The organism is Polynucleobacter sp. MG-Unter2-18, assembly GCF_018687675.1.
Classification (GTDB): Bacteria; Pseudomonadota; Gammaproteobacteria; order Burkholderiales; family Burkholderiaceae; genus Polynucleobacter.
Genome location: NZ_CP061302.1, coordinates 262,903 through 289,067 on the forward strand (window position 1 = coordinate 262,903; position 26,165 = coordinate 289,067).

At 45.9% G+C, this 26,165-nt stretch carries 33 protein-coding genes; 15 read left to right on the top strand and 18 right to left on the bottom strand.

The features are described from left to right. Positions 1-68: 68 nt before the first annotated feature. The 3 genes from nusB to ribBA are packed head-to-tail and all read right to left on the bottom strand — an operon-like array spanning position 69 to position 2,260. A complete protein-coding gene (gene nusB / locus C2759_RS01385; protein ID WP_215355672.1) occupies positions 69-578 on the bottom strand; it encodes a transcription antitermination factor NusB in 510 nt (169 codons plus the stop codon). After that, positions 575-1,105: a 6,7-dimethyl-8-ribityllumazine synthase gene (gene ribH / locus C2759_RS01390; RefSeq protein ID WP_215355674.1), complete on the bottom strand. Its 531-nt coding sequence runs from the start codon at positions 1,103-1,105 to the stop codon at positions 575-577. The genes nusB and ribH overlap by 4 nt, the downstream gene beginning before the upstream one ends. Before the next feature lie 15 nt (positions 1,106-1,120). Continuing rightward, the gene (gene ribBA, locus C2759_RS01395; RefSeq protein ID WP_215355676.1) at positions 1,121-2,260 is read right to left on the bottom strand and encodes a bifunctional 3,4-dihydroxy-2-butanone-4-phosphate synthase/GTP cyclohydrolase II; all 1,140 of its coding nucleotides are present in this window, start codon (positions 2,258-2,260) and stop codon (positions 1,121-1,123) included. Positions 2,261-2,672: 412 nt separating this feature from the next. On the opposite strand from ribBA, the gene C2759_RS01400 reads away from it, so the two are divergent. Genes C2759_RS01400 through C2759_RS01420 form a run of 5 tightly spaced genes read left to right on the top strand, consistent with a single transcriptional unit; the run spans position 2,673 to position 6,021 of the window. Next, complete coding sequence (locus C2759_RS01400; protein ID WP_215355678.1) at positions 2,673-3,299, top strand: hypothetical protein; 627 nt, start codon at positions 2,673-2,675, stop codon at positions 3,297-3,299. Continuing rightward, complete coding sequence (locus tag C2759_RS01405; RefSeq protein WP_215355680.1) at positions 3,296-3,625, top strand: hypothetical protein; 330 nt, start codon at positions 3,296-3,298, stop codon at positions 3,623-3,625. Before C2759_RS01400 ends, C2759_RS01405 begins: the two co-directional genes overlap by 4 nt. Further along, positions 3,618-4,166, top strand: a complete 549-nt coding sequence (locus C2759_RS01410; RefSeq protein WP_251366991.1) for a GspH/FimT family protein — start codon at positions 3,618-3,620, stop codon at positions 4,164-4,166. Before C2759_RS01405 ends, C2759_RS01410 begins: the two co-directional genes overlap by 8 nt. Before the next feature lie 47 nt (positions 4,167-4,213). Beyond that, a complete protein-coding gene (gene ribD, locus C2759_RS01415; protein ID WP_215355684.1) occupies positions 4,214-5,353 on the top strand; it encodes a bifunctional diaminohydroxyphosphoribosylaminopyrimidine deaminase/5-amino-6-(5-phosphoribosylamino)uracil reductase RibD in 1,140 nt (379 codons plus the stop codon). Positions 5,354-5,403: 50 nt separating this feature from the next. After that, positions 5,404-6,021 (top strand): riboflavin synthase, encoded by a 618-nt coding sequence (locus C2759_RS01420; RefSeq protein WP_215355686.1) that lies wholly within the window; start codon positions 5,404-5,406, stop codon positions 6,019-6,021. Between the two features lie 20 nt (positions 6,022-6,041). On the opposite strand, the gene queC is transcribed toward C2759_RS01420, so the two are convergent. From queC to tolQ, 7 genes are all read right to left on the bottom strand, one after another. Further along, a complete protein-coding gene (gene queC, locus C2759_RS01425; RefSeq protein ID WP_215355687.1) occupies positions 6,042-6,782 on the bottom strand; it encodes a 7-cyano-7-deazaguanine synthase QueC in 741 nt (246 codons plus the stop codon). Between the two features lie 26 nt (positions 6,783-6,808). After that, entirely contained in the window at positions 6,809-7,540 is a 732-nt protein-coding gene (ybgF, locus tag C2759_RS01430; protein ID WP_215355689.1) for a tol-pal system protein YbgF, read from the bottom strand. After that, entirely contained in the window at positions 7,540-8,043 is a 504-nt protein-coding gene (gene pal / locus C2759_RS01435; protein WP_215355691.1) for a peptidoglycan-associated lipoprotein Pal, read from the bottom strand. The genes ybgF and pal overlap by 1 nt, the downstream gene beginning before the upstream one ends. A gap of 124 nt (positions 8,044-8,167) precedes the next feature. Beyond that, positions 8,168-9,421 (bottom strand): Tol-Pal system beta propeller repeat protein TolB, encoded by a 1,254-nt coding sequence (tolB, locus tag C2759_RS01440; RefSeq protein ID WP_215356602.1) that lies wholly within the window; start codon positions 9,419-9,421, stop codon positions 8,168-8,170. A gap of 57 nt (positions 9,422-9,478) precedes the next feature. Then, the gene (locus tag C2759_RS01445) at positions 9,479-10,360 is read right to left on the bottom strand and encodes an energy transducer TonB (RefSeq protein ID WP_215355692.1); all 882 of its coding nucleotides are present in this window, start codon (positions 10,358-10,360) and stop codon (positions 9,479-9,481) included. A 19-nt stretch (positions 10,361-10,379) separates the two neighbouring features. Then, the gene (tolR, locus tag C2759_RS01450; RefSeq protein WP_215355694.1) at positions 10,380-10,799 is read right to left on the bottom strand and encodes a protein TolR; all 420 of its coding nucleotides are present in this window, start codon (positions 10,797-10,799) and stop codon (positions 10,380-10,382) included. 2 nt (positions 10,800-10,801) lie between these two features. Next, positions 10,802-11,458 carry a protein TolQ gene (gene tolQ / locus C2759_RS01455; protein WP_215355696.1) on the bottom strand — a complete coding sequence of 219 codons (657 nt, stop codon included), beginning with the start codon at positions 11,456-11,458 and terminating at the stop codon, positions 10,802-10,804. A gap of 76 nt (positions 11,459-11,534) precedes the next feature. Here tolQ and glyA point away from each other — a divergent pair, with 76 nt between their 5' ends. Beyond that, a complete protein-coding gene (gene glyA / locus C2759_RS01460; protein WP_215309024.1) occupies positions 11,535-12,779 on the top strand; it encodes a serine hydroxymethyltransferase in 1,245 nt (414 codons plus the stop codon). A gap of 41 nt (positions 12,780-12,820) precedes the next feature. Then, positions 12,821-13,267: a transcriptional regulator NrdR gene (gene nrdR / locus C2759_RS01465; protein ID WP_046329561.1), complete on the top strand. Its 447-nt coding sequence runs from the start codon at positions 12,821-12,823 to the stop codon at positions 13,265-13,267. 78 nt (positions 13,268-13,345) lie between these two features. On the opposite strand, the gene adk is transcribed toward nrdR, so the two are convergent. The 6 genes from adk to C2759_RS01495 form a co-directional block, all read right to left on the bottom strand. Continuing rightward, entirely contained in the window at positions 13,346-14,011 is a 666-nt protein-coding gene (adk, locus tag C2759_RS01470; RefSeq protein WP_215355698.1) for an adenylate kinase, read from the bottom strand. A gap of 103 nt (positions 14,012-14,114) precedes the next feature. After that, positions 14,115-14,864, bottom strand: coding sequence for a 3-deoxy-manno-octulosonate cytidylyltransferase (gene kdsB / locus C2759_RS01475; RefSeq protein WP_371816917.1), 750 nt, complete (start codon positions 14,862-14,864; stop codon positions 14,115-14,117). A 31-nt stretch (positions 14,865-14,895) separates the two neighbouring features. Beyond that, complete coding sequence (locus C2759_RS01480) at positions 14,896-15,075, bottom strand: Trm112 family protein (RefSeq protein WP_046329565.1); 180 nt, start codon at positions 15,073-15,075, stop codon at positions 14,896-14,898. A 19-nt stretch (positions 15,076-15,094) separates the two neighbouring features. Further along, complete coding sequence (gene lpxK / locus C2759_RS01485; protein ID WP_215355701.1) at positions 15,095-16,186, bottom strand: tetraacyldisaccharide 4'-kinase; 1,092 nt, start codon at positions 16,184-16,186, stop codon at positions 15,095-15,097. A gap of 40 nt (positions 16,187-16,226) precedes the next feature. Beyond that, positions 16,227-16,673: a biopolymer transporter ExbD gene (locus tag C2759_RS01490; RefSeq protein ID WP_215355703.1), complete on the bottom strand. Its 447-nt coding sequence runs from the start codon at positions 16,671-16,673 to the stop codon at positions 16,227-16,229. After that, positions 16,670-17,296 carry a MotA/TolQ/ExbB proton channel family protein gene (locus C2759_RS01495; RefSeq protein ID WP_215355704.1) on the bottom strand — a complete coding sequence of 209 codons (627 nt, stop codon included), beginning with the start codon at positions 17,294-17,296 and terminating at the stop codon, positions 16,670-16,672. Before C2759_RS01495 ends, C2759_RS01490 begins: the two co-directional genes overlap by 4 nt. A gap of 314 nt (positions 17,297-17,610) precedes the next feature. Between C2759_RS01495 and xseA the strand changes: the two genes are divergently transcribed. Continuing rightward, entirely contained in the window at positions 17,611-18,825 is a 1,215-nt protein-coding gene (gene xseA, locus C2759_RS01500) for an exodeoxyribonuclease VII large subunit (protein WP_215355706.1), read from the top strand. A 2-nt stretch (positions 18,826-18,827) separates the two neighbouring features. On the opposite strand, the gene murB is transcribed toward xseA, so the two are convergent. Further along, positions 18,828-19,868: a UDP-N-acetylmuramate dehydrogenase gene (murB, locus tag C2759_RS01505; protein ID WP_215355708.1), complete on the bottom strand. Its 1,041-nt coding sequence runs from the start codon at positions 19,866-19,868 to the stop codon at positions 18,828-18,830. Positions 19,869-19,985: 117 nt separating this feature from the next. Here murB and C2759_RS01510 point away from each other — a divergent pair, with 117 nt between their 5' ends. The 7 genes from C2759_RS01510 (at position 19,986) to C2759_RS01540 (ending at position 24,070) form a co-directional block, all read left to right on the top strand. Next, positions 19,986-20,471, top strand: coding sequence for a YajQ family cyclic di-GMP-binding protein (locus C2759_RS01510; protein ID WP_046329570.1), 486 nt, complete (start codon positions 19,986-19,988; stop codon positions 20,469-20,471). Then, positions 20,464-21,390, top strand: coding sequence for a site-specific tyrosine recombinase XerD (xerD, locus tag C2759_RS01515; RefSeq protein ID WP_215355710.1), 927 nt, complete (start codon positions 20,464-20,466; stop codon positions 21,388-21,390). Before C2759_RS01510 ends, xerD begins: the two co-directional genes overlap by 8 nt. 78 nt (positions 21,391-21,468) lie before the next feature. Continuing rightward, positions 21,469-22,104: a glycerol-3-phosphate 1-O-acyltransferase PlsY gene (plsY, locus tag C2759_RS01520; RefSeq protein ID WP_215355712.1), complete on the top strand. Its 636-nt coding sequence runs from the start codon at positions 21,469-21,471 to the stop codon at positions 22,102-22,104. Further along, complete coding sequence (locus C2759_RS01525) at positions 22,101-22,472, top strand: MAPEG family protein (protein ID WP_215355714.1); 372 nt, start codon at positions 22,101-22,103, stop codon at positions 22,470-22,472. Before plsY ends, C2759_RS01525 begins: the two co-directional genes overlap by 4 nt. Positions 22,473-22,667: 195 nt before the next feature. After that, a complete protein-coding gene (gene folE, locus C2759_RS01530; RefSeq protein WP_251367041.1) occupies positions 22,668-23,354 on the top strand; it encodes a GTP cyclohydrolase I in 687 nt (228 codons plus the stop codon). A gap of 47 nt (positions 23,355-23,401) precedes the next feature. After that, on the top strand, positions 23,402-23,626 hold the full coding sequence (locus tag C2759_RS01535; protein ID WP_215355719.1) for a hypothetical protein: 225 nt from the start codon (positions 23,402-23,404) through the stop codon (positions 23,624-23,626). Between the two features lie 135 nt (positions 23,627-23,761). Next, the gene (locus C2759_RS01540; protein ID WP_215355720.1) at positions 23,762-24,070 is read left to right on the top strand and encodes a high-potential iron-sulfur protein; all 309 of its coding nucleotides are present in this window, start codon (positions 23,762-23,764) and stop codon (positions 24,068-24,070) included. A gap of 51 nt (positions 24,071-24,121) precedes the next feature. Here the strand turns inward: C2759_RS01540 and C2759_RS01545 are convergent, their stop codons facing one another. Beyond that, complete coding sequence (locus C2759_RS01545; protein WP_215355722.1) at positions 24,122-26,041, bottom strand: acyltransferase family protein; 1,920 nt, start codon at positions 26,039-26,041, stop codon at positions 24,122-24,124. Positions 26,042-26,165 lie beyond the last annotated feature (124 nt).

Genomic DNA, 26,165 nt, shown 5'->3' on the forward strand with positions numbered 1-26,165 from the left:
CTATGGACAAAATAAACCCCCTGGACCTCTTGAAGGCGCAGGGGGTGAGATCTGATTGAGTCTTGCTTCTAACTCGCATTTACCTCAGTGCTACGTAACTGTTGAGCTAGGAGATCTAGTACGCCATTGACGTATTTATGGCCATCAGTACCGCCAAATGTTTTAGCTAATTCCACAGCTTCATTAATAGCCACTTTGTAGGGAACAGCCAAATCAATAGCAAGCTCATAGGTGCCAATTAGAAGGGCGGCATGCTCTACAGGAGAGAGCTCGTTAATAGGGCGATCGAGTGCTGGGGTAATGAGACCCTCTAGCTCATCGGTGCGCTCTAGTACTCCAACAAAAATACCCTGAAACAAATCATGCTGGCAGCGGCGAAATCCAGGATCTTCAGCCAATTGCTTAGCGATTGCTGCAGCATTCGGAAGGCTTCCTGCGCGGCGCATGACTAGGCTTTGATAAACGCCTTGTAAAGCATATTCACGAGCACGACGACGTGGTGTGAGTGAGCGCTTAGGTGCGCTTGGTGTGCTCGGCGTACCAGGTGACGCCTGTGAGCTGGGGACGTTTTTATTCATCTTAGGAATTGCTCTTCTGAAGGATTGATTTCAAAATCAATATCGGGAGTAAGGGCTAAAGCCAGATTAGCCATTTCAACAACCGCTCTTGCGCAGTCTGCGCCTTTTACTTGAACACGTATCTGAGCTTGCTCATCCGTCTCGCAGGTGAGAACACCGTTAGCGATTGGTAACCCAGATTCAAGGCATACACGGGTAATGCCAGCACCAGATTCATTGGACACGAGTTCAAAGTGATAAGTCTCACCACGGATGATGGCGCCTAATGCAACCAAACCATCAAACTCGCCTGTTTCAGCAAGCTTCTGTAGAGCAAAAGGAATTTCCAGTGCGCCTGGCACGGTGACTAATTTGATGTCAGATTGGGATACACCAAGTTTGATTAACTCTTCAATACACGCAGTCGTTAAGGCAAGGCAATGCTCTTCATTGAAGCGCGCTTGCACAATACCGACGCGCAGGTCTTGCCCGTTGAGGTCAGTAGCGAGTACGCCTACAGCAGATTCATCATTAGATGTATTCATCATATTTCCTGAAATTACTTATTTTTTTGATTCAAATGGGGTGTAACCGGTAACTTCAAGCTTATATCCGGAAAGACTAGGTACTGGGTTGGGGTTAGCGAGCAAACGCATTTTGCCAACGCCAATATCTTTGAGGATTTGCGCGCCAATGCCATAACTACGGAAATCAGTTTTGCGAGCTAATGGTTTTTCTGCTGCTTCAGCATGAGTGCCATTCAATTTATGAAACTGGGCTAGCCAATCTGCATCATTAGGGGCTGCAACGCCCGAAGCGTTGAGTAGGACTGCCACGCCAGAGGATGCCGCAGCTAACTTCTGCAAAGCTTGAGCTAGGGGCCAGGAGTGGGTGCTGACATTTGAGTCCAAGAAATCCAATACTGTGACGGGCTCATGAACGCGGACTAGTGTTTCTTCACCTTCCGATGGCTTGCCATGCACCAGTGCCAAGTGGATACAAGAGCTTGGCGTATCTCGATAAATGATTCCGTGAAACTTACCCCAGGGAGTGTTGAATTCACGTTCACCCTCGCGCACCACAATACTCTCGTGTTGGCTGCGATATTGAATTAGATCTGCAATACTGCCAATCTTTAATCGATGTTCTTCTGCAAACTTGAGCAAATCTGGCAAGCGCGCCATACTGCCATCGTCTTTCATGATCTCGCAAATGACGGCGGTGGCGGAGCAACCAGCCATGGCAGCTAAATCACATCCAGCCTCCGTATGACCAGAGCGGATCAGTACGCCACCAGGTTGAGCCATTAAGGGAAAAATATGGCCTGGCTGAACTAGATCATTCGGTTTTGCGTTTGCAGCAACGGCGGTCTTAATGGTGTGAGCACGATCTGCTGCTGAGATGCCAGTAGTCACGCCACTAGCCGCCTCAATCGAAACAGTGAAATTCGTCCCCATCGAGGTACCGTTGTCCCGCACCATTAATGGCAGGTTAATTTGTTGGCAGCGCTCACGTGTCAGAGTAAGACAAATCAAGCCACGACCATGCTTAGCCATGAAATTGACTGCTTCAGGAGTGACATGGTCAGCAGCGAGCACTAAATCGCCTTCGTTTTCACGATCTTCTTCATCGACCAGAATGACCATCTTGCCGGCTTTGAGCTCGGCAACGATTTCTTCTGTTGAAGCGAGGTTATTTTGCATAGCCTTCCATTTTAAGCTGAGGAGGGGGTTTTGGGCTTTGGGCTGGGATCCTAGGACCAATATTGGAGAAATATCCAGTTTTTTCTGACAGTGAGCACCCATGAAAGGACTATTTTTGCCTCTCTAGTCTCGAGAAAATAGTCTATGCCTTCTCTTATTTAAAAATCCCCATCCTCTCTGAAATCTAATGCCAAAGCCAATGGATTCATCTTATTAGAGGTTCTGGTGGCAATGAGCCTAGTAGCAAGCAGCTGGATCGGTTTGAGCAATATCTACCAGGGGATGATTTTGCGCTTAGGTCAACTGCAAGAGAAAAAGGCGGAGCTTAGAAAAGAGATGGATAGACATGAGCTGACCATATTGGCCGCCGCACAATTAAAAAACTTAAACCCAAATTCACGAAAGTTAGCAGATGAATCTATTGGAGTGTCTCGTCGGTCTCGCCCTTTCCCTGACCTTAGTCGCACCACTCATAAAAAGTAGTGGCGAGTTCATCGCCAAGCAAATTCAGTATGAAAAATCACAGTCTTTGACTGTAGAAGCAGATCGCGCATTGGAATTGATTGGGCGCGCTATTCGGATGGCGGGTTATCAAAATACTCATGTATCCACTGCATCTGCAAGAAAAAATACTGCTTCGATTGATTACCTTCAGGTTCAGAAAAATAACGGATATCGAGGATCCGATTCGCTGATGGTGAAACAGGAGATTTCTCAAGGGGTGGACTTTGATTGCATTGGCAATACTTTGTCAAAAGAACGTACTAAAAATAATTTAGCTCAGCAAGGATTTTTAGTGGATCGACAAGCATCTGCGCCCAAAGGTGTAAAGGTCAACGGTGGCTCATTGATCTGCCAATCACTAGATCGACAAGGCCGAATTCAAAATACGACCTTGATGAATGGCATTCACCATCTTTCCTTTGAATCGCTCCCAGCAAATGCTAGTAAGGCCTTTAGAGTAAGGCTGGAGATGACTGATGGTGTATCCATTCACCAGAAGTTTGAACGAATATTTACCACTCGCAATCTACTGTGATTATTGCTTGGGTTCTATCGCTACTGACGCTACTCTCTATGCTGGTAATGCAGTTGGAGCGCTTAGCTGCGCTTGAGGTGATAAGCGTCAATACTTATGCAGAATCTCAAAAAGAATTTATTGCGGCAGAAAAAGCACTCAATGAATGTGAACAACATCTTTCTAATATCACCGCCCTAGAAAATCCTGCTTGCCATCTGCAGTCTGCTGGAAAAAATCTTTGGTTGATATCTAGCAAGTCAAAGCCCAGGTTAGAGGCCCTCATATTCCTTGATGACAAAACCCATATTGCTACACGAGTCAATTGGCGCCAGAACTTTGAATAAGCAAGATCAGGGTTATAGCTTGTTAGAGTTGATGACAGTTGTATTAATCATCGCCATAATTGCGATATCGACATTACCTCTATTGCATGAACAAATGGCCGCTCGAGAAATCGACATCATTGCCAGACGCTTTATTGCGCATGCTCAATTTGCAAGAGCTCAAGCATTGCTATTGGGCGCGCCTGTCCGCATTACTCCATTACATGGGCTACTTTGGGAGGAGGGTTGGGTGGTTAAAAATGTTTGTGATGAGCGCCAGCCACAGTTAAGTTGCACTGAGCGGCACTGGATTTCACAAGGTGATCTTGTGCAGGTGTATTTCAAAGGAGGGGGTAAGCAGTTTACCGACCCTAATACATCCAAGAGAGGCATTTTGTTTACTGCTGCCGGTGCTGCTAAAACAGCCCAAGGGGGATTTGTGGCTAACCGGTTGATATTGGGTCATGACCGAGATTCTGGGCTCGAGCGACAGCTCATACTGGGCAGCGGTGGACGCTGGCGAATTTGTGATCCGCGCAAGGACTCCAAAGCTTGCAAGTAGGATGGGTAAATTTGCTGCTTGTGCCCACAATCGGTTTTAATAGACCCATGTACACCGAAGTTGACCGCCAATTTATGAGCCAGGCATTAGCCCAGGCTCAAAATGCCCTTTATCTATCGAATCCCAACCCACGGGTCGGATGCATCATTGTGAAAGACGGGGCAGTGATTGGGCGTGGACATACTCAAAGAGTGGGTGGACCCCACGCGGAAGTTCAGGCGCTGGCTGATGTCAAGGTGAATGGTTTTGATGCTGTTGGATCAACGATCTATGTCACCTTAGAGCCCTGTAATCACACTGGTAGAACGCCGCCTTGTGTCGATGCCTTAATTGCAGCTAAGCCAGCCTTAGTGATTGTGGCGATGTCTGATCCTAATCCTTTGGTTAGCGGCAAAGGACTCGAGCGACTAAAGGCTGCTGGCATTGATGTGCGTTGTGGTTTATTGGAATCTGAGGCTCAAGCATTGAACCAGGGATTCATCTCCAGGATGATTCGAGGTTTGCCTTGGGTTCGCATAAAGATTGCCGCCAGCTTAGACGGCAAGACAGCTTTACCAAATGGCCAAAGTCAATGGATTACAGACTCCTTAGCTAGGGCAGATGGCCATCATTGGCGTGCTCAAGCTTGTGCCATATTGACTGGTGTAGGTACCGTTAAAGAGGATGACCCAAGTCTCAACGTTAGAGATGTCAAGACTGACCGCCAGCCTTGGAGAATCATTGTGGACTCCAGGCTCGAGACACCGCTGAACGCAAAGGTATTGAGTAGCTCCGACGGATCAGGCGTCATCTTAGTTTGCGCTTCATTGGATTCTCAGGAGAGCCAAGATAAGGCAAAAGCGTTCAAGGCTCTCGGTGTTGAAGTGATTGCTATGGCTAACGTTAATGGCAAGGTAGATTTACCAAAACTCTTTTCGTATTTAGCAAAAGAGCGCCACATGAATGAAATCCATGTCGAGGCTGGATTTAAATTAAATGGATCCTTGCTGAGAGAAGATTGTGTTGATGAGCTCTTGCTCTATTACGCTCCCTTCTTTATGGGTGATGGAATTGGTATGGCGAACATCACTCCGCTGACTGACTTAGACCAACGTCAAGATTGGCAAATCATCGATCAAACTCTATTTGGACCTGATCTTCGTTTACGTCTAAGCAAGAAACTGCAAATAAGAAGTAACAAGAAATAACAAGAAAAAACTTTCTCAAAAAATTACAAAACTCTATCTAAGATCTCACTATGTTTACTGGAATTATTACTGCGGTTGGTCAAATCAAAAGCGCTCAAGCCAAAGGCGATGGCCTACACTTGGTAGTTGAAGTACCTTTTGGGTATCTTGATGATGTAGCTTTGGGTGACAGTATTGCGATTCAGGGTGCCTGTATGACGGCTACTGAATTGACTGATACTACCTTTGCCTTAGACATCTCACGCGAGTCTTTGAATAAGACGATTGGTCTAGATAAAGTAGGACCGGTGAACCTAGAAAAAGCCCTACGACTCAATGATCGCTTAGGTGGTCATTTGGTGAGCGGTCATGTGGATGGGGTTGGCAAGGTTGCGCACTTTGCAACGGTTGTTGATGATGCTTATGGTTCTTGGCTGCTGCAAGTTGAAGCCCCCAAGGCTTTAGCCCCATTCTTGGCATACAAGGGATCGATTGTTGTTAATGGCGTTTCCTTAACAGTTAACAAAACACAAGACAGTAACGATGCTTGCATAGTGGATATTAATATCATTCCTCATACGCTTGAGAACACTACTTTGGGTAAGCTAAAGCAGGGTGATACGGTGAATCTAGAGGTAGATTTAATTGCGCGTTATGTGGCACGCATGATGGAAACACAAGCTAAGTAAGCTAAGTAGCTTGCAGAGCTTTACTTCTTTTGATATCGAGTAGGATCGCTTAAATTGGCTTGCTTAAACCCTATCTGTCGTAGACGGCAAGATTCACATTCTCCACAAGCTTCACCCAAATCATTTGCTTGGTAGCAAGAAACGGTTTGCGAGTAGTCGACGCCTAAAGTAGTGCCCAGTTGAATGATTTCTGCTTTGCTCATGCTAATGATCGGTGCATAAACCCGAAAGCGATTCTCATTATTGATTGCTTCCACACCAGCCTTAGTGGCTAAGTTCGCCATAGTCTCAAATGAAGCAACATATTCTGGGCGACAGTCTGGATAGCCTGAGTAATCAACGGCATTGGCGCCATAAAAAATATCCAATCCGCCTAATGATTCAGCCCAGCCTAAAGCAAGTGATAGCAAGATCGTATTGCGAGCAGGAACATAAGTAACGGGGATTTCTAGCTCTTTGCCTGGGGTAATCGGAATGTCGATGGATGAGTCAGTCAAGGCTGAACCACCAAAGCGCGTGAGATCTAAATTCACCACCTCATGACGCACAACACCCATTTTCTTAGCAATATGTTTTGCTGCTGCTAATTCAGAGGAGTGTCGTTGGCCGTAGCTAACTGACAAAACGTAGGGCGCATAACCAAGGTCTTTTGCCAGAGCCAGAATGGTGCTGGAGTCTAAGCCGCCTGAAAACAAGATAACAGCTGGCGCATTAGGTTTGCGTGGAGCAATATTCTGAAACGCAGCTGACAACTTAGACATGGTACGAATATATTTTTATTGATTGCTTACTTTGTGGCAGCAAGAAGTTTTTGTGCATCTTTAGCTGCTTCAGTATCAGGATGCTTGCTGATAATCTCAGTAAAAGTTTTCTTGGCAGCTGCCTTATTACCACTTTCTAGTTGCGCATTACCTAGTGTCAGCATGGCTGATGGAATGCGGGGATGTGTTGGGTAGCGCTTAATAAGGCTTTGTAGCTGAGCAATTGCACCGGTGTAGTCCTTATTTGCGTATTTGCTATTACCACTCCAAAAGAGTGCCAGCGGTACGTATGGGCTCTTAGGGTAGCGATTCGCAAAGGCTGAGAAGCCCTCATCTGCCTTCTTGAGACTGCCTGCCTGGAATGCTTTTAGAGCATCATCGTAGATTTTTTTCTCACCAGGTTGAACGGTGCCACTAATACCTTCAATAGTCTCAGTGCGGGGCTCAAAATTACCAAGGCGTGTATCCAGATCTTGGTAGTAAGTCTTCTGACTTGTGTTGATATCGTCACCTTGCTTTTCAAGGCTTTCAATTTTGCCTCGCAGCTCCGCATTATCAGTTTTGAGTTTTTCAATCTGATTTTGTAAATCCATCTGGGCAGTTGCAAAGGATTTACGTAAATCTAAGATAGCTTTGCGTGCGTCATCATCGGCAAAGAGGGCCCATGCATTGCTGGAAGCACTTAAGCAAAGAGCGGCGGCACTTAAACAAAACGCTCGTGAGAGCGTTTGTTTAAAAGAGTATGAGAGCTTAGTCATTAGTTTGTGATGTAAACAATGTCCGCGCGACGATTTTCTGCCCAAGCTGCTTCGTTATCACCTTCAGCTTTTGGTTTTTCTTTACCAAAGCTCACTGCTTCCATTTGATTCTCAGAAACGCCCATCAAATTGAGTGACTTACGCACAGCATCTGAACGACGTTGACCTAATGCCAAGTTGTACTCTGCAGTACCACGTTCATCAGTATTACCTTGAATGATGATCTTCTGCTGAGGATTGGCTTTCAAGAAGCTGGCATGAGTAGAGAGTTGTTTTTGGTATTTAGTTTGAACGGTGTACTCATTTAAATCAAAGTACACGCTACGCTGAAAGAGGGGGCTGCTTGGATCATTCCATGGCTGTGAGCCAAAGTTACCGCTACCACCACCGCCATTAGCGCCATCAACATCATCCAATTTGACGCTGGAGCAAGCTGCCAAAAATAAAGCTGTTACACCAACGAGAGTGAGGGTTGCGGCACGACGTGCAATAGAGATGTTCATGATCTGTCCTTTTCCTACAAACTGAGTAACTAAATAAGCTAATAGCCAATATTATGCCCCTAAGAGCTCAATATTTGCTATTTCGCCAGAAAGATCTGGCTGCCGAACTATGGCCTAGTGAGACTTAGTCCATAAATGGTCCCCAAGATGGCTGACGTACGTCAGATCCTGGGATGCTTAATATCTGCTTAGAATTTCCATCAACTGAGACTGCAGCCAAAACTCGCTTACCACTCACCTTCGTGGAATATAGAACGTAACGACCGTTTGCCGCAAAAGATGGGGACTCATCGCTAGTTCCATCAGTGAGCGCTTGGGTATCGCCTGTTGCCAGATTGAGAATGTATAGGCGGAAGGCGCCACCAATATTGGCGATGTAAGCAAGATACTTGCCATCTGGTGAAATGCGTGGAGAAGTTACAAAACCCTGTTTGAAGGTAATACGTTTGGCACCTTCAACCTGTTCGCCTTCAGCGCTCATGCGATAAATCTGGGGATTGCCGCCACGATCACTCGTGAAGTAGATGTAACGACCATCAGCTGAATATTGGGGTTCGGTGTCAATCGTAGAGCCGCGAGTAAGGCGGAGTAAGCCTGTTCCGTCAGCGTTGATGCTGTAGATCTGGGTATTGCCATCTTTTGAAAGGGAGATCGCTAGCTTCTTGCCATCTGGTGACCAAGCTGGAGCGCTGTTATTGCCCTTTTGATTGGAGAGTGGGATGCGGCGACCAGTCGCGAGCTCGTGAACATAAATGACCGGCTTGCGATCTTCAAAGGAAACGTAAGCTACTTTCTTGCCATCAGGAGACCACGATGGAGAGATGATTGGCTCTCCGCTGTTCATGGCATTGCGAATATTTTGACCATCCGCATCGGAGATGACTAAACGATAGCGTTTACCTTCTTTAATGACATAGGAGAGGCGTGTCGAGAAGATGCCACGCTCACCCAATAATTTGAAGATGATGTCATCAGCAATCTTGTGAGCTGCTGCGCGTAAATTGTCTGCGCTGGAATTGATATTCAAGCCACCAAGGCTTTCGGATTTACGAATATCAAAAAGCTTATAGCGGATCTCAAACTGACCCGTGCCAGTCTGCACCACGGAACCCACAGCTAGGGCATCTGCACCGCGAGCTGCCCAAGATTTGTAGCTCGGTGTGCCTTCGTCACTTTCGCTAGCATTGCCGTTCTCGGTATTTTTAAAATAACCGCTACGTGCTAAGTCTTGGCGAATGATGTCCGTCACACTGGTTGGGAGCTTGCTCTCGTCCTTAAAGCGCATCACGGCGATGGGATAAAGAGACTGCCCTACGCCGGTGATTTGAATATTCATTTGCGCTTGAGCTGAAGGGCTCATGCCAGTCATGTACAACATCACTACGAATACTGATGCTGTCAATGAAAAATATTTTTTAGCTTCTTGCAACATGCTTTAGTCCTTGGGTTTAAAGGTCAGCTTTACTTCTCTTTGAGGAATTTTGCCATTGTCATCTTTCGGCAGACTTTCTGCGCGAGTGAGTGCGAGGAGAACGGCCCGATCCCATCCTGCATTACCGCTGGAGCTCACGAGATCTGTACTTAAGATTGCACCATCTGGTGCCAGGTTAACCTTAACAACTGCCGCAGGGTTGCCGCTGATAGATTCTGGATTAAACACAATGAGCGGTTTGACTTTCTTGACAACTTTATCTGTCCAGCCGGGAGGTGCATTGCCGCCACCGCCAACACCACTACCGCTGGTTCCGCCACTACCACCTTCAGCGCCAGCCGCTGCGCGTAAGCGTGCCAGCTGATCTGCGCGTACTTTTTCAGCGGCAGCGTTGGCTTTAGTTTCAGCTGGTGATTTGGCCTCCACTTTTTGAGGAGGATCAGCTTTTTTGGGTTTCCCCTTTTCCTTTGGAGGTGGAGGTGTTTGTACTGGTTTGGGGACTTCTTTTTTTGGAACCTCTTTTACTTTCTCCTTAGGTGATGGAGGCGGTTCTATAGCCTTAGGAACTTCTTTTGCTATTTCTTTTTTGGGAGGCACTTGTTCAACAGGTTTTTTCTTGATAGCGATGTCGGCCGCCTCCTCTTTCATCTCTGTTTTGACTTCAGGAACGACTGGCGTTTCAACTTGTTGACTTGCATCCCAAAGTTCAACTTCAACCCCTGAAGGAGTTGAGTTATTCCAGCTAATGCCAATCACCAAGAAAGCAAGTAAGCCTAAGTGCGCAGCCAGTGAAAAACTAAAAGCACGTGTAGTGCTTTCGTTTTTAGTAGGGCGCCCTCGTTTAAATTTTGATGGGCTGGAATGAAATGTTTGTGCGCTATTCATTTATGCAATACAAAGAGGCTTATTGGCTCTTTACGGCAAGGCCAACACGCTTCACACCATTCTCTTTAAGCTTGGACATCACTTCCATCACGACTTCATATTTAATGGATTTGTCTGCAGCAAGAACAACAGGCTGTTCAGCAGATTTTTCTGCTTGTGCTCTTGCAAATGCACCAAGTTCAAATTTATTTAAAGTTTGAACTGGATCACCGTCTTTGCGTACGATGACATTCTCATTGGCATCAATCGTCAAAAAGACAGGGGGCAAGGTTTGCATTTTTGCACCGCCAACTGTTGGCAAATCCACAACACCGGGATTTACCATGGGCGCGGTCACCATAAAGATGACCAGCAATACCAACATCACATCAATGTAGGGAACCACATTGATGTCGGCCATTGCCCGACGCTTAGAAGATTTTCTGAGTGAGCCAGCCATGCTTATCTGCCTGAAGCTTGACGTTGCAAAATGTTGGTGAACTCTTCAATAAAGGTTTCAAAACGAATCGCTAGGCGATCCACATCGGTTGCAGCGCGGTTATAGGCAACTACCGCAGGGATAGCAGCAAAGAGACCGATGGCAGTAGCTACAAGCGCTTCAGCAATACCAGGAGCGACTGCTGCCAGAGTGGCGTTTTGTACGTTAGCCAGACCGCGGAAGGCGTGCATGATGCCCCAAACGGTGCCAAAGAGGCCGATATAAGGTGAGACTGAGCCTACGGAGGCTAAGAAGGGTAGGTTTGCTTCTAGCATGTCCATTTCGCGCTGGTAGGTGGCTTTCATGGCGCGGCGGGCGGCGTCGATTTCACGAACTTTCATGAACTCCTGCATGCCTGCTTCAAAGATGTGCTCTAGAACTGCATCACCACGGGTATTGCGCTGAGCGGCCTCTAATAGGGTATTCAGATCGCCACCCGACCAAAAGTCCCGCTCAAAGCGCTCGGTATCGCGTCTTACCCCTCTCAGAATGGCGGTTTTCTTAAAAATGATGGTCCAAGAGGCTACAGACATGCCAAGTAATAACAACATTACTAACTGGACTAATAGGCTGGCATTCAGGACGAGAGAGAGAAATGAGAGATCTTGAGTAGGTGTCATGGTGGATTTTGTATGATGTAGGTTGATTTTACTAAGTTAATTCACTCAGCAATACAACTTCATCAGGATTATGACCATGTTTGACCGCCAAAACACCTTAGCTAAAACTGACCCTGAATTGTGGGCATCAATTCAGAATGAGAATAAGCGTCAGGAAGACCATATCGAATTGATTGCTTCTGAGAACTATGCCTCACCAGCAGTGATGCAGGCGCAAGGCTCTCAGCTTACCAATAAGTATGCTGAAGGCTACCCAGGCAAGCGTTATTACGGCGGTTGTGAGTTTGTCGACGTAGCTGAGCAGTTGGCGATTGATCGAGTGAAGGCTTTGTATGGTGCTGAAGCGGCGAACGTTCAGCCCCATTGCGGCGCCTCTGCAAACCAAGCGGTATTTTTGGCTTTCCTGAAACCTGGTGATACCTTCATGGGGATGAGTTTGGCTGAAGGCGGTCACCTGACCCATGGTATGGCGTTGAATATGAGTGGTAAGTGGTTTAACCCGATTTCTTATGGTCTCGATAAAAACGAAGCGATCGATTACGAGCAAATGGAGCGTTTAGCTCGTGAGCACAAACCTAAATTGATTATTGCTGGTGCATCTGCTTATTCTCTCGTGATCGATTGGGAGCGAATTGGTAAGTTGGCTAAAGAAGTCGGCGCCATTTTTATGGTGGACATGGCCCATTACTCGGGTTTGATTGCTGCTGGTGTGTATCCAAATCCAGTGCCGCATGCTGACATCGTTACCTCCACAACACACAAGAGTTTGCGTGGCCCTCGCGGCGGCATCATCTTGATGAAAGCTGAGCACGAGAAAGCAATTAACTCTGCAGTATTTCCAGGTCTACAGGGTGGTCCATTGATGCATGTGATCGCAGCTAAGGCAACAGCGTTTAAAGAAGCGCAAGAGCCTAGCTTTATTGAGTATCAAAAACAAGTGATTGCAAATGCAAAAGCATTGGCTGAGACTTTGATTTCACGTGGTCTGCGGATTGTTTCTGGTGGCACAGATTCTCATGTGATGTTGGTGGACTTACGTGCCAAGAAGATGACTGGTAAAGAAGCTGAGCGTGTATTGGGCGAAGCGCACATTACTTGCAATAAGAATGGCATTCCGAATGATCCAGAAAAACCAATGGTGACTAGTGGTATTCGTTTAGGCTCACCAGCCATGACCACGCGCGGCTTTAAAGAGGCTGAAGCGCGCCAAGTGGGTAATTTCATTGCAGATGTTTTGGATAATCCAAATGATGCTGACAATATCGCTAAGGTTCGTGCGCAAGTTGCTGAGTTGACTAAGCGTTTCCCTGTTTACGGCTAATACAAATAACTAGTCTAACTAAAACATAAAGAAGAACCACATTGCGCTGCCCTTTCTGCCATAACGACGATACTCAGGTACTAGATACCCGGGTATCGGACGAAGGCGATACCATTCGCCGTCGTCGCCGTTGTGCAAAGTGCGATAAACGATTTACGACTTACGAGCGTGTAGAGCTAGTGCTGCCAGCAATCGTCAAGAAGAACGGCAGTCGTGTTGAATACAGTCACGAGAAGTTGGTCAGCTCAGTCAAGCTGGCATTACGTAAGCGCCCAGTCTCTTCTGACTCAGTTGATGAATCGATTGCTCGTATTGAAGAAAAGCTTCTCAGCTTAGGTGAAAAAGAAATCCCAAGTGAACGCGTAGGTGAGTTGGTGATGCGTGAACTCAAGCGCCTGGATAAAGTGGCTTACATTCGCTTTGCATCTGTCTACAGAAGTTTTGCTGATATTGAATCTTTTGAGAGTGCGCTGAAAGAACTTAAATAAGAGTTGCATTAAAAAATAGAGAATTCATCAAATAAAAAAGGACTGCATTGCAGCCCTTTTTGCTTCTACAGAAGGAAATTATTTCAATTCTGCAAAAATAGAAGCAGTAATGTCATCAACATTACCCGTGCCGCTAACCTTGCGATAGGCCGGAGCCTTTACTTTGTCAGATGTATTGCTTTGCGTTGCCCAAGTAGAGTAGTACTCCACTAGCGGACGGGTCTGATCGTTATACACCTGCAAGCGCTTGCGAACAGTTTCTTCTTTATCATCATCACGCTGAATCAAAGCTTCACCAGTCACGTCGTCTTTGCCTTCTACTTTTGGTGGGTTGAAGGTCACGTGATAGGTTCTACCTGATGCTGGATGAACGCGACGACCACTCATGCGATCAATGATGGCTTCAAATGGCACATCGATTTCTAAAACGTAATCAATTGGTACGCCAGCATCTTTCATGGCTTGTGCTTGGGGAATCGTTCTTGGGAAACCGTCAAACAAGTAACCTTTGCTGCAATCGGGTTGAGTTAAGCGATCTTTTACTAAGCCAATGATGATGTCATCGGAAACAAGGCCGCCGGCATCCATAATTTTTTTAGCAGCAATGCCAAGTTCAGTTCCAGCTTTTACGGCAGCGCGCAACATGTCGCCTGTCGAGATTTGTGGAATGGCAAATTTTTCGCAAATGAACTGAGCTTGTGTTCCTTTGCCAGCACCTGGTGCACCGAGCAGAATTAAGCGCATTGTTTTCCCCTTAGAAGTCCTCATTGTCCCGTATTTTTTCGGGATCCTTTGTTATCAATTCTTAGGATTATCCCCGAGAACCCCTGAGTGACCCGATTCTGGGCTAGCTGGCCAAGATGCGGCGTACCCGCTCGAGGTCTTCAGCTGTATCAACCCCTGCTGGTGGGGCTTCACTGGCTGTATGGACGGCAATACGATAGCCATTCCAGAGGGCGCGAAGTTGTTCTAGAGCCTCTGTTTGCTCTGGTGGCGCAGGATCAAGGCGGGTATAAGCCTCTAAAAAGTCGGCACGGTAGGCATAGATACCCAAATGACGTAAATGGGTGATGGCTTGCTTCGAGTCAGGATCCCGCACAAACGGAATAGTGGCTCTAGAGAAGTAGAGTGCCTCATTGGCACGGTTAAGGACTACTTTAACTACATTAGGGTTGGTAATTTCTGCGGTATCAACAATGGGTACTGCCACAGTTGAAATCGCACACGCGGTATTATCAGCTAAAGTTTGCGCAACCTGATTGATCAGCTCTGGAGGAATCAGTGGTTCATCGCCCTGAACATTGACCACTAAAGTATCTGCTGGAAGTTTTAACAGTTGCGCCACTTCTGCAATGCGGTCTGTGCCTGTTGGATGATCGGCACTAGTTAACAAACACTCAATACGATATTGATCACACACTGCCTGAATTTCTGGTGAATCAGTCGCAACCACCACACTTTGGGCATTGGATTGCTGCGCACGTTCTGCTACCCGAATCACCATGGGCTTACCACCAATGTCAGCGAGTGGTTTACGAGGTAGGCGAGTGGATCCCAGTCTTGCAGGAATAACTACTAAAAACTCTGGGGCGTTAATACTCATTCGTTTGATAATGGTTAATCAATGCTTAATTAATTTCATCAGCAGAAAGGCTGCGAGCTTCATCAATTAGCATGACAGGTATGTCATTACGAATCGGGTAGGCCAGGCGATCCGCTTTGCAGATGAGCTCATGTTTTTCTGCATCTAAATGCAAAGTACTTTTGCACAAAGGGCAGACCAAAATCTCTAATAAGCGCTTGTCCATATTTGATCTTTGCTATCTTTTATAAAGTGTATTGATTTGGATCGGGTCTCTGCAGAATAGACTGCAACCATTCTGCTAATGTATTTGGAATCTCTAAACTCATCGGAACCACCCAAATGCGTTCATCCTGTATTGAGGTACATTTTACGGCATCCTTTTCGGTTATGAGGATGCACTCAGCATGGATGGCAGAGAAAAATTCTGGGGTGAAGGTAGCGTGATCAGCCAAACCAATACACTTGCCTGCAACACCATGCTTCAGTAAGTCATCAAAAAAACGCTGTGGATTACCAATTGCGGCAACAGCAGTGATTTTGTTTGGAAGGTACTTATCGGCAATAGTCGCTAGTGACTGGGTGTTATTTGGATTATTCAGTTGATAGGGTGTACCCAGCAGACTACTCAGCGTAAAAGCGCGTCGCCCCAAATAATATTCATCGATGTGATTTGAAGGCGCTATAGCTCTAGTCTTTAGAGTGGCGTCTCGCTCGCGTGATGCAGGCTCACGTAAGGGGCCAGCAGGCAGCAAGAAGCCATTACCTTCGCCGCGTTGATCACGCACTACAAATTCAATATCACGACCGCCTTCGCGAGCAGGCCAGCGTAGTAGGCTTCTATGCTGTAAGCCATCATCGCTAATGATGACGTTCACTGAGGGGTCATGTTTTAGCAAAGACTGAATGCTGAGGGTTCGTTTGGGGTGGACCCAAATCGGAAACTGGTTATCTGTGCGCTGAGCAATTAAGACGGGTTCATCGCCGACTTCAGAGGGATGGGAGTCGCTTTTTACTTGGCGGGGTGTGCTCGATGCAGTTGCACCATAACCTCTACTAATAATCCCAGGCTTCCAACCCATGCGTGCGAGTCGCTCTGCTAATGCAATCACGATGGGCGTTTTACCTGTACCACCAACTCGGATATTGCCAACAATAATGATAGGTACCGCTTGTGGTTTGCGTCTACCTAAATTCAACTCATTCAGTAGATCTAAGGCTTGGTTTACCCAACCATACACTTTGGATAAGGGCCAAAGCACAAGACTGATTGGCCCACGCCTTTCCCAAAACCGAGGAGCCTTATTGAAGAAAGAAGATTTTTTTTTGGATGACATTAAAGGCGACTAGTTAAGCGCAATGTTTTGGTATGTTGAATTACTTCTTGGTAGTTTGACTGCTAAATACAATATTTGCTAGGTTGGCATCACGCGCTGCCTCTAAAGCGCTCATAACGGCTTGATGGGGGGCTTTAGCATCGGCATCGATATTGACTTGGACGGCATTGTCTTCGTTGAGCACATGGAGGCTATTGCTCAATTGGCTCCGGTCAGTCACCTTGCCATTAATGGCAAAGCGCCCATCACGACTGACTGCAATATGAATTTGTTTCACCTCCGACTGACTTGCTGCGCCATTGGCAGTAGGTAGGGTGATCGCTAGCTCTTGGTAGCGGGTAAACGTAGTGGAGATCATTAAAAAGATCAGCACAACCAACAGCACATCAATAAAGGGAATGAGATTAATCTCGGGCTCAACCGGAGCTGTCCTTACCCCTAGTGAAAATTGACCGCGATGCTGAAGCTTACTTTCTAACCAACTCATTTTGTATCCGCAGAATGTGGATAGAGTTTCTTAAATAGTTGACGTGTAAATTCTTCGCACTCATGCTGGCGTTGATTTGCCATCGCTCGCAGACCCCGCCATGCAGCTAGAGCGGGAATCGCAATCAACAATCCAAAAGCGGTGTTGTACAGAGCAATGGAGATGCCGTGCGCTAATTGTTGAGGACTGCCAACGCCCTGACTGCCAAATATTTCAATCATGCCGACAACGGTTCCAAAGAGTCCCAAGAGGGGGGCAATGGTCGCAATAGTGGCCAAGACTCCAAGATAGCGCTCTAGCCTTAACCAAGTGGACTGAGCACTGGCTTGTAATTCTTCTAAGGCGGATTCTGCAGAGCTGCCTGAGGCTTTTTCTCGAAGGGTGCAGGCAAACAGACTGCCTACAGGTGAAAGTTGACTAATGGCAGTAATTTCAGGCTCTGAGACTGTTTTTTGTTGGGAAATGGCATTGGCGAGGCCAAAAACTATTTCTAAACTGTCTTTAGGGAATATATGAATTTGCCGCAAATACCAGGCACGTTCAATGACAATAGCCAGTCCGATAATAGAGATGAGGAGGAGGGGCCAGATAGGCCAGCCCGCAGACAGTAAGATTGAGTACATAAGCTCAGTACTTTAGCTGAATTAAAAACCGGTTTTCATAAAGCTAGCCTGTGGATAACTCTGTGCAAAACTTTTCAGTAAGAGTGCTGTAAGTCCTTGATTAATGGTCAAAGTAGGCAATATTAGGGGAAACATCCTAAAATTAGTCTGATTAATTATTGATATAAATCAATGGCTTGCATTTATTTTGTTGGATTTATGAGACGTTTTGGGTCAGTAATTACTTACTTTTTAGTATTCAACCTAGGGCGTATTGGCTTCTGTGGATATTTATTGGTCGCTCAGCCTGCTAGCTGTGTAGAAAAAGAGAAAAAATGTCGGAAATATCAAAGGAAATTCTGAGTGTTGGCGATCTAAACCGCGCCATTGCAGGCTCTTTAGAGGAGCGCTTTGATACTGTCTGGGTGGGCGGGGAGATTTCCAATTTCAAGGCTTATGACAGTGGGCACTGGTATTTCTCGCTGAAAGACGAAGAAGGGCAGATTCGCTGCGTGATGTTCCGCGGTCGGAATGGCCAAGTCGGATTTATGCCTCAATCTGGGGATTTAGTCGAAGTCGCTGCCAATCTCGGGTTTTATGTTCCGCGGGGGGACATTCAGCTGACGGTGCAAAGCATGCGACGTGCAGGCATGGGCGGTCTTTACGAAGCCTTTTTGAAGCTCAAGGCCAAACTTGCCAAAGAGGGCTTATTTGATCTTGAGAATAAGCGCCCCATTCCAACTCATCCGAGATCGATCGGCATTATTACTTCACCCCAAGCAGCAGCCTTAAATGACGTGTTGAGTACATTGGCCAGAAGAGCGCCGCATATACCGATTGTGATTTACCCGACATTGGTGCAGGGACCAGATGCGCCCGCTGGAATTATTTCTGCGCTGAAGGCCGCTGAAAAAGAAAATGCAGTCGATGTGATTTTGTTGGTGCGTGGTGGTGGCAGTATTGAAGATCTCTGGGCATTTAATGATGAGCAGTTGGCATACGCGATTTCGCAATCACCTATTCCGATTGTGAGCGGTGTTGGGCATGAAACCGATGTCACGATAGCCGACTTTGTTGCTGACTTGCGAGCGCCAACTCCTACGGGCGCGGCAGAATTGGCGGCGCCACGACGCGATCAAATGTTGCAAGAGTTAGATGCCATCATGCAAGCTTTGCTGCAAAGAGTAAGTCAGCGAGTAGAGCGCGAAGCACAAACCTTAGATCAATTGGCTTTGCGTCTCAGTCATGCCTTGCCCAACCCTGATCGCATGCGTGAGCAAATCAGTGGCTGGCAAAAACGACTCAATCAAGCATGGTTAGTCAGAGTTGAAAATTGGAAGCGTGATCAAAGCCATTTCCAGTCTCAACTTGAAATGCTGAACCCGCAAAGAACTCTAGAGCGTGGCTATGCCGTCATACTGAGTAAAGAGGAGCAGGCAATGCATGCAGTGCGTAATCCCAACGAGCTCAATACAGAAAATGCGTTTCAGGTACGCTTGGCTGAAGGCCAGGTAGAGGTTGAGTTTACTAAGGTTGAGTTACTGAGGTAAAGCTACAGAATATTTGGCTCAATCTCGAGTTTTACATTAAATTTCTTCAAGACTTCCTCTTGAATACTTTTTGCCAGATTGAGGATATCGGTCGATGTCCCGCCACCATGATTCACTAGCACTAGCGCTTGCTTTTCATAAACGCCGACAGTGCCAATACGTTTGCCTTTAAAGCCGCATTGATCAATCAGCCATCCAGCTGCTAACTTGCGTTTGCCATTGTCATCTGGATAAGAAATCAGATTCGGAAATTGCTGGATCAGTTGCTCACATTGTTCATTGCTGACAATCGGGTTTTGGAAAAAACTTCCAGCATTGCCGATGACCTTGGGGTCTGGTAATTTCTTGGATCGGATAGTGCAGACGGCATCAAAAATTTGCTTTGCACTTGGGCTGGAGTTTGATTCAGAAAATTGCTTTGCTAGATCGGCATAATGTAATCGCGCGTGCCAAACCTTAGGAATTTTAAAAACAACCTTTGTCACGATAAAGCGATTGGGATTTTTCTTGAAGTAGCTATCGCGATAGGCAAACTGGCAGGCCTCTTGCGGGAGAGTGACAAAGGCATGGGCCGCAGAATCAAATACCTCGATGCTGTCGATATATTCGCCGATTTCAACACCGTACGCCCCAATGTTTTGAATGGGCGCGGCGCCAACAGTGCCTGGTATCAGTGCGAGGTTCTCAAATCCCGGGAGATTGTGCTCTAGCGTCCAGGAAACCAATTCGTGCCAATTGACCCCAGCTCCCACGGAGAGCCATGAGTATGTGTCATCCGATTTAACAAGATCTTGGCCGAGAATATTAATGAGTATGGTTGCTCCAGGCAAAGACTCCGGAAGAATCACATTACTTCCACCGCCTAATACACGCCAGGCAAGTTTTTTATCCCCCAGTTCTTTCATGAGGGCTGGTAACTGATCCGCGGATGTGATCTCGTACGCGAATTCCGCCATGGAATCTAGACCAAAGCTATTCCGGTGCTTGAGCCCCAGATTGGGGGTCAATTTTGCTGGATTGGGCGCATTTTTCGCGGAGTTCATGCCACAATCTTATTCGTGTTCGAGTTTCTGTTCTTAATTTATGGAAAAACTTGAAAAGTAACAATGCAATGATTGAATTTGCAAAATTAATTACCCAGATTATTTAAGGAGTTTGAGATGCCCTCATTTGACGTAGTGTGTGAGCCTGACATGATTGAGTTGAAAAACGCAATTGAGCAATCCAATAAAGAAATTACCAATCGTTTTGACTTTAAAGGCTCTGATAGCCGAGTGGAGCAAAAGGATGAGACTCTCATCTTGTTTGGTGATGATGACTTTAAATTGGGACAAGTTCGCGATGTTCTTTACGGTAAGATGGCTAAACGCAATGTGGATGTGCGCTACCTCAAGGACGACAAAAAAGAGACGATTGGTAGTGATAAGCGCAAGCAAACCATGAAAATCCAAAAGGGGATTACTTCTGAGTTAGCCAAAAAAGTAGTCCGCATTATTAAAGACAGCAAAATCAAAGTGCAGGCGAGTATTCAGGGTGATGCAGTGCGTGTAACGGGTACTAAGCGCGATGATTTACAAGAGACTATGGCTATGCTCAAGAAAGAGGTCAGCGAGGCTCCATTAGGCTTTAATAACTTCCGTGACTAATGTAGTTGTGCCAGTCATCCACCAAGTAAGCCAAGAGGCCATTGAGCGCTTCTGTGATGCTTGTTGGCTTGAGGATGGGTTGGCGAAAAATAGCTTGTCTGCTTATCGGCGAGATCTATTGCTCTTAGCGCAGTGGCTTCAAAAAGACTCGGGCACGGATTTGTATGCAGTAACTGAGAAAGATCTCACCGCCTACATTGCGCATCGACGTGCCGACAAAGCTACCACTGCAAATCGAAGGCTCACAGTATTCAAGCGTTTTTATCGTCATGCTTTGCGCATGAACTTGGTTAAAAGTGATCCTTGCATTGGTTTGCGGGCAGCCAAGCAAGCATTGCGTTTTCCTAAGACACTCAGTGAGGATCAGGTAACTTCCTTGCTTAACGCCCCCGATGTTGAGACTGCTTTGGGGTTGCGTGATCGCACCATGCTTGAGTTGATGTACGCCAGTGGTCTGCGCGTTTCTGAGATTGTTTCATTGAAGACTGTTGCCTTGGGTTTAAATGAAGGTGTCATTCGGGTTGTTAATGGCAAGGGTGGCAAAGAGCGTTTCGTACCTTTTGGTGGTGAGGCGGGGCTGTGGTTACGTCGCTATCTAGCTGATGCCAGAAAACTATTGCTTGAGGGCAAAACTACTGATGCGGTATTTGTGGGTCGTCATACCGGCACAGGCTTAACTCGCCAAGCTTTTTGGGCGCTCATTAAGCGCTATGCCACGATTGCCAATATCCCTGTAGCCTTATCTCCACACACCTTGCGCCATGCTTTTGCTACCCATTTGCTTAATCACGGGGCTGATTTAAGGGTGGTACAGCTACTTTTGGGGCATGCTGACATATCTACTACCCAGATCTATACCCATGTAGCCAGAGAGCGCCTCAAATCGATTCATCAGCAACATCATCCTCGGGGTGCTTGAGTAGATTAGTTCAGCTGTTTTGGCGATCAGCTCAAGCGCTCTAAAAATAACTTTACGATAAGTGTTTAAGATATCAGTATGAATTTCACATTAGACCTTTTACTTATTCCGATTGCCTATTTGATTGGGTCAATTTCGTTTGCGGTGGTGGTGAGTAAATGCATGCGTTTACCAGATCCCCACTCCTATGGTTCTGGCAATCCAGGTGCCACCAATGTTCTAAGAACTGGTAATAAGCTTGCCGCTGTTTTGACTTTGATTGGAGATGCGCTAAAAGGTTTTTTTGCTGTGATGCTTGCCAGAATCCTACTGGGTGATGAGTCATTAACCTCCACCTCAAATTCTTGGTTGTTATGCGGTGTAGTGCTGGCAGTTTTCTTGGGGCATTTGTTCCCGGTATTTCATAGTTTTAAGGGTGGCAAGGGTGTTGCTACTGCTTGTGGCATCCTATTTGGTATTAATTGGATCCTTGGCTTGGCTACACTGAGCACTTGGATTATTGTGGCGACATTCATGCGCTACTCATCTTTAGCGGCTTTGGCTGCAGCAATATTTGGCCCCATCTATTTTGTATTTTTGTTTGGTTTCCAGCCGATGGGTATTGCTCTCTTAGTAGTTTGCTTGCTGCTGATTTGGCGTCACCGCAGCAATATCAAAAACCTGATGAATGGCACTGAGTCACGCATTGGCTCAAAGAAAAAGGCGCAATCATGACTATTGCTTATTGGTGTGTTCTATTTATGGGTTTGCTTCCCATCGTTGCCGCCGGCATTGCTAAAAAAGGATTTGAGGGTTATGACAATGGCGCACCTCGCCAATGGTTAGCAAAACAAACCGGATATCGGGCGCGCGCGAATGCGGCCCAAGCAAACCTCTTTGAGTCTCTCCCACTATTTTTTGCCGCAGTCATCATTGCGGTCATAGCGGACGCGCCACAACATAGAGTGGATCTTTTGGCGCTGGGTTTCATTATTGCCAGAATCGCTTACTTAGCTTGCTATCTTGCTGATTGGTCTACAACTAGATCTATCGTTTGGCTTGCTGGCTTAGCTTGCGTAGTAGCGATCTTCTTTCAGATTTAAGCGCAGCAAAATATTTTAGAAATCACTACAGAAATTACGAGATAAACATTAATGGCAATTAAAAAGACAAGCACTAAAAACACAACCATAAATTCTACTAACACCAAGCCCGCAAGCAAGGCAGCAACAAAAGTAGTCAAGAAGGTGGCGCAGAGTGCGACTACTAAGACTCCAGCAAAGCAAGTAGCTGCCAAGATGGGGGATGCAGGCACACCACTATCTGTGGTGATCCGTCGTCGTATCGAAGCTCAGAGGGCACGCTTTCATGCGAATGACAATATATCTGCATTTATTAAGCCAGGTGAGTTAGAGGGCTTGGTAGATGAGGTTGCTGAAAAAATGCAGGCCGTACTAGAGAGTTTGGTGATTGATACCGAGAGTGATCACAATACTAAAAACACCAGCCAACGTGTTGCGAAGATGTTTGTTAAGGAAGTATTTAATGGTCGCTATGTTGAGCAACCAACACTCACGAAATTTCCTAATGTCAGCAGACTAAATGAGTTGATGATCATTGGCCCCATCACGGTTCGTAGTGCTTGCTCACACCATCTATGTCCAATCATGGGTCGTATCTGGATTGGTGTCTTGCCAAGCAAAGAATCTGCATTGATTGGTTTATCGAAATACTCACGTCTGACTGAATGGGTGATGTGTCGTCCACAAATTCAGGAAGAGGCTGTCGTGGAATTGGCGGATATGCTCGAGAGGAAAATCAAGCCGATTGGTGTTGCCATCGTGATGGATGCAGATCACTTCTGCATGCAATGGCGCGGCGTTAAGGATCGTGATTCGAAGATGGTCAACAGCGTGATGCGCGGAGCATTCTTAAAAGACTCTAATTTGCGTAGAGAGTTTTTATCCCTTTTAGAAAAGAGATAGGGATTAATGTGGGTCCAAAGCCCCACTGCTAAATGAGAAGACGTTCCATGCCCCAATCTAAGTTATTACTTTTGAGTACTTGCCTGGCAATCACTTTTTTGTTTGGCTGTGGATCAATGACCTATCCAGATGTGAATGTCGATCCTGCAAAGAACAATAAAGCTACCTTTCAACAAGATGCGATTGTTTGCGCGCGTTCTTACCCCTCCTCTGACTCTGGGGCGCATTTCAAAGAGAGAATTAGTTGCATGAATCTCAAGGGTTGGCGTTGATGTGCTGGTGAGAACAATTCTCAATAAGATAGTCAATGAAATCATGCACTTACACTACCTATAGTTGAGTAATTTGATCTGCTCTATGATCCATTCACAAACAATCTTTGATCTACCTCAACCTCTGGAGTCCATATGAAAAATAGTCGTCGCCAATTCATGATTTTGTCTGCCGCTGGTGCCTGCACTTTAGCCTTGAACGGTAAAGTTCAAGCTCAAGCAATGGTTGCTGAATCGGATCCACAGGCTGCTGCATTGGGTTACAAGGCAGATGCGTCCAAGGTTGATAAGGCAAAGTATGCCAAATATGCTACTGGTCAACAGTGCGATAACTGCGCTTTGTACCAAGGTAAGGCTGGTTCTGCTTCTGGTGGTTGCTCTTTGTTTGGTGCTAAGCAAGTTGCTGGCAAAGGCTGGTGCTCTGCTTATGCTAAGAAGGCTTAATACTCCTTAGTTGTAATAGTTTTAAAAGGCCGCTTTCTAAAGCGGCCTTTTTTAATGCTGCTGCCTCTCAAAAATGGGGTTAAATAGTTGACGAAGTTTTTGAGTCCCATATGCAGATAGGTGATTGCTATCTGAAAAGTAACTTCCTTGTTTATCTGCGAAGTTGCAATGCTCTTCATCACATAGTACCTCGTGGGGCAAAATCAGCCTGCCTTGTAGTTGGCGTGATAAAGAGCTTATCAGGGACTTGAATTGACTATCAAATGAGGCTCTCGTGACGGAAGAGTTTTCAATAGTATTTCCGAACTTAATATTTCTGCTTGCCACGGATGCAAAATCAAAATTGGGAATAGCGATTGGACCAACTAAGTATATGTTTTTCCCTGTCTTTGCTAAATTATCTATTAGCATCATGATTGATTTTTCTCTGTAGCTGAGCTTGGGGTCTGAAATTGATGCCCCTGATTTATCAACCAAATCATTTGAATACCAGGTCATCGCAATGATTACAGTTTTTAGATTCCTATCTTTTTCTATCGCTTGAAAATTTATTTCAGCCATCTTTAGGCATTCTGTAGAGATATTGAGATCGATTGTTGGAAGACAGCCATTGAGTGGAATAATTAGCCCGGCCTGATGATGCGCGTTGAGAGACTCAATAATTGCTGGCGCATACATCTGAGCATGTGAGTTGCCAAGAAGTGCTAATGAGGGAGACGCTGTTATATCGCCAATTAAGCAGCTACGCGATGCGCCATAAAGTCGATAGTTGCCTGGAGGGCAGCGGTAGTTTGAGTCAATTGCATTTGCAAATGAATTTGCAAGATCGGCATCTCTACCAGGCAGACCTTTTAATGCGAGCATAGTTGACGCATATATAGCTAATACGCAGTAGATAGAGAGAATTGCAAGCAATGTAGTTCTGGTAGGGATTGAACTCCTAAATGGATTTTCAATATATTTCCAGCTCAAATATGCAATGAGGATGGTTGCCAGCAACGCGCTCATCAAGATATGTAAAGGTACGCTATCTACATAGATGTACTTCAGAAAAACTAAAATGGGCCAATGCCATAGGTAGAGCGAGAAAGAGGATAGCCCTACCAGCCCCACTGGTTTTGTAATTAGATAACGAAGCAGTAGTGAATTGCTATTTAATTTGTTCCAAAGAATAAGTCCTGCACCAAGAGTCAATAGAGTTGCGCTCGGAATTTGAGATGGCGGCGTTACGAAATTAATAGTAATAAGCGCTAGTCCCGCTATGAACAAAAAATTCAGGCGCGTAGAATTTTCTGGCCGGATGATTGGGAGGAGTGCAAAACAACCGCCAATTGCAAATTGCCAAATGCGGGTTGGAAGTAAGAAGAATGCTGGGTTTGAGCCGCCAATATGCGTGAGATAAATATTGATGCCATATGAAGATGTGGCTATTACTAGTAATGCCACTATTTTTAGTGATTGGGGTCTGATAAATCTAATGATAATGATTAATATTGCTGGGAAGAATAGATAAAATTGTTCTTCAACCCCAAGGGACCACATGTGAAGCAAAGGCTTTAACTCATCGCTGGTTGAGAAATATCCACCCGTTCTCCAAAAATATATATTGGCAATAAAGCTTAGTGTTGCAATCTGACTCTTTGCATACCTCTCTAGGTCTGGGGCAAGCAATATCAAGGTAGCGGCAATTGAGCTGGCAACAAGCATGGCCAGCATCGCTGGCAAAATTCTTTTAACCCTCTTTAGATAGAACGAGGAAAATCGGAATTCATTTTTTGCCGCTTGTCTGCTAATTAAAAGGGTGATGAGATATCCAGAAATGACAAAAAATAAGTCAACACCAAGATATCCAGTTGGCAGGGTACCGGGGAAGAAGTGAAATGCGATTACCGCCGATACCGCTAGCGCTCTAAGCCCGTCAATTTCTTTTCGGTGATGTAAGTCCAGTTGATTAGTGGCTTGGCTAGTCATCAGTTGATTTTAAGGTAGACCAAACCACTTTATTGGCCATCCATCTGCACGCGCTTATGATTGAACTGAAAGCTCTAATGTTTCCCCCTTAATTTCTTATATTTTGAGTGTTAGCAATTAATTA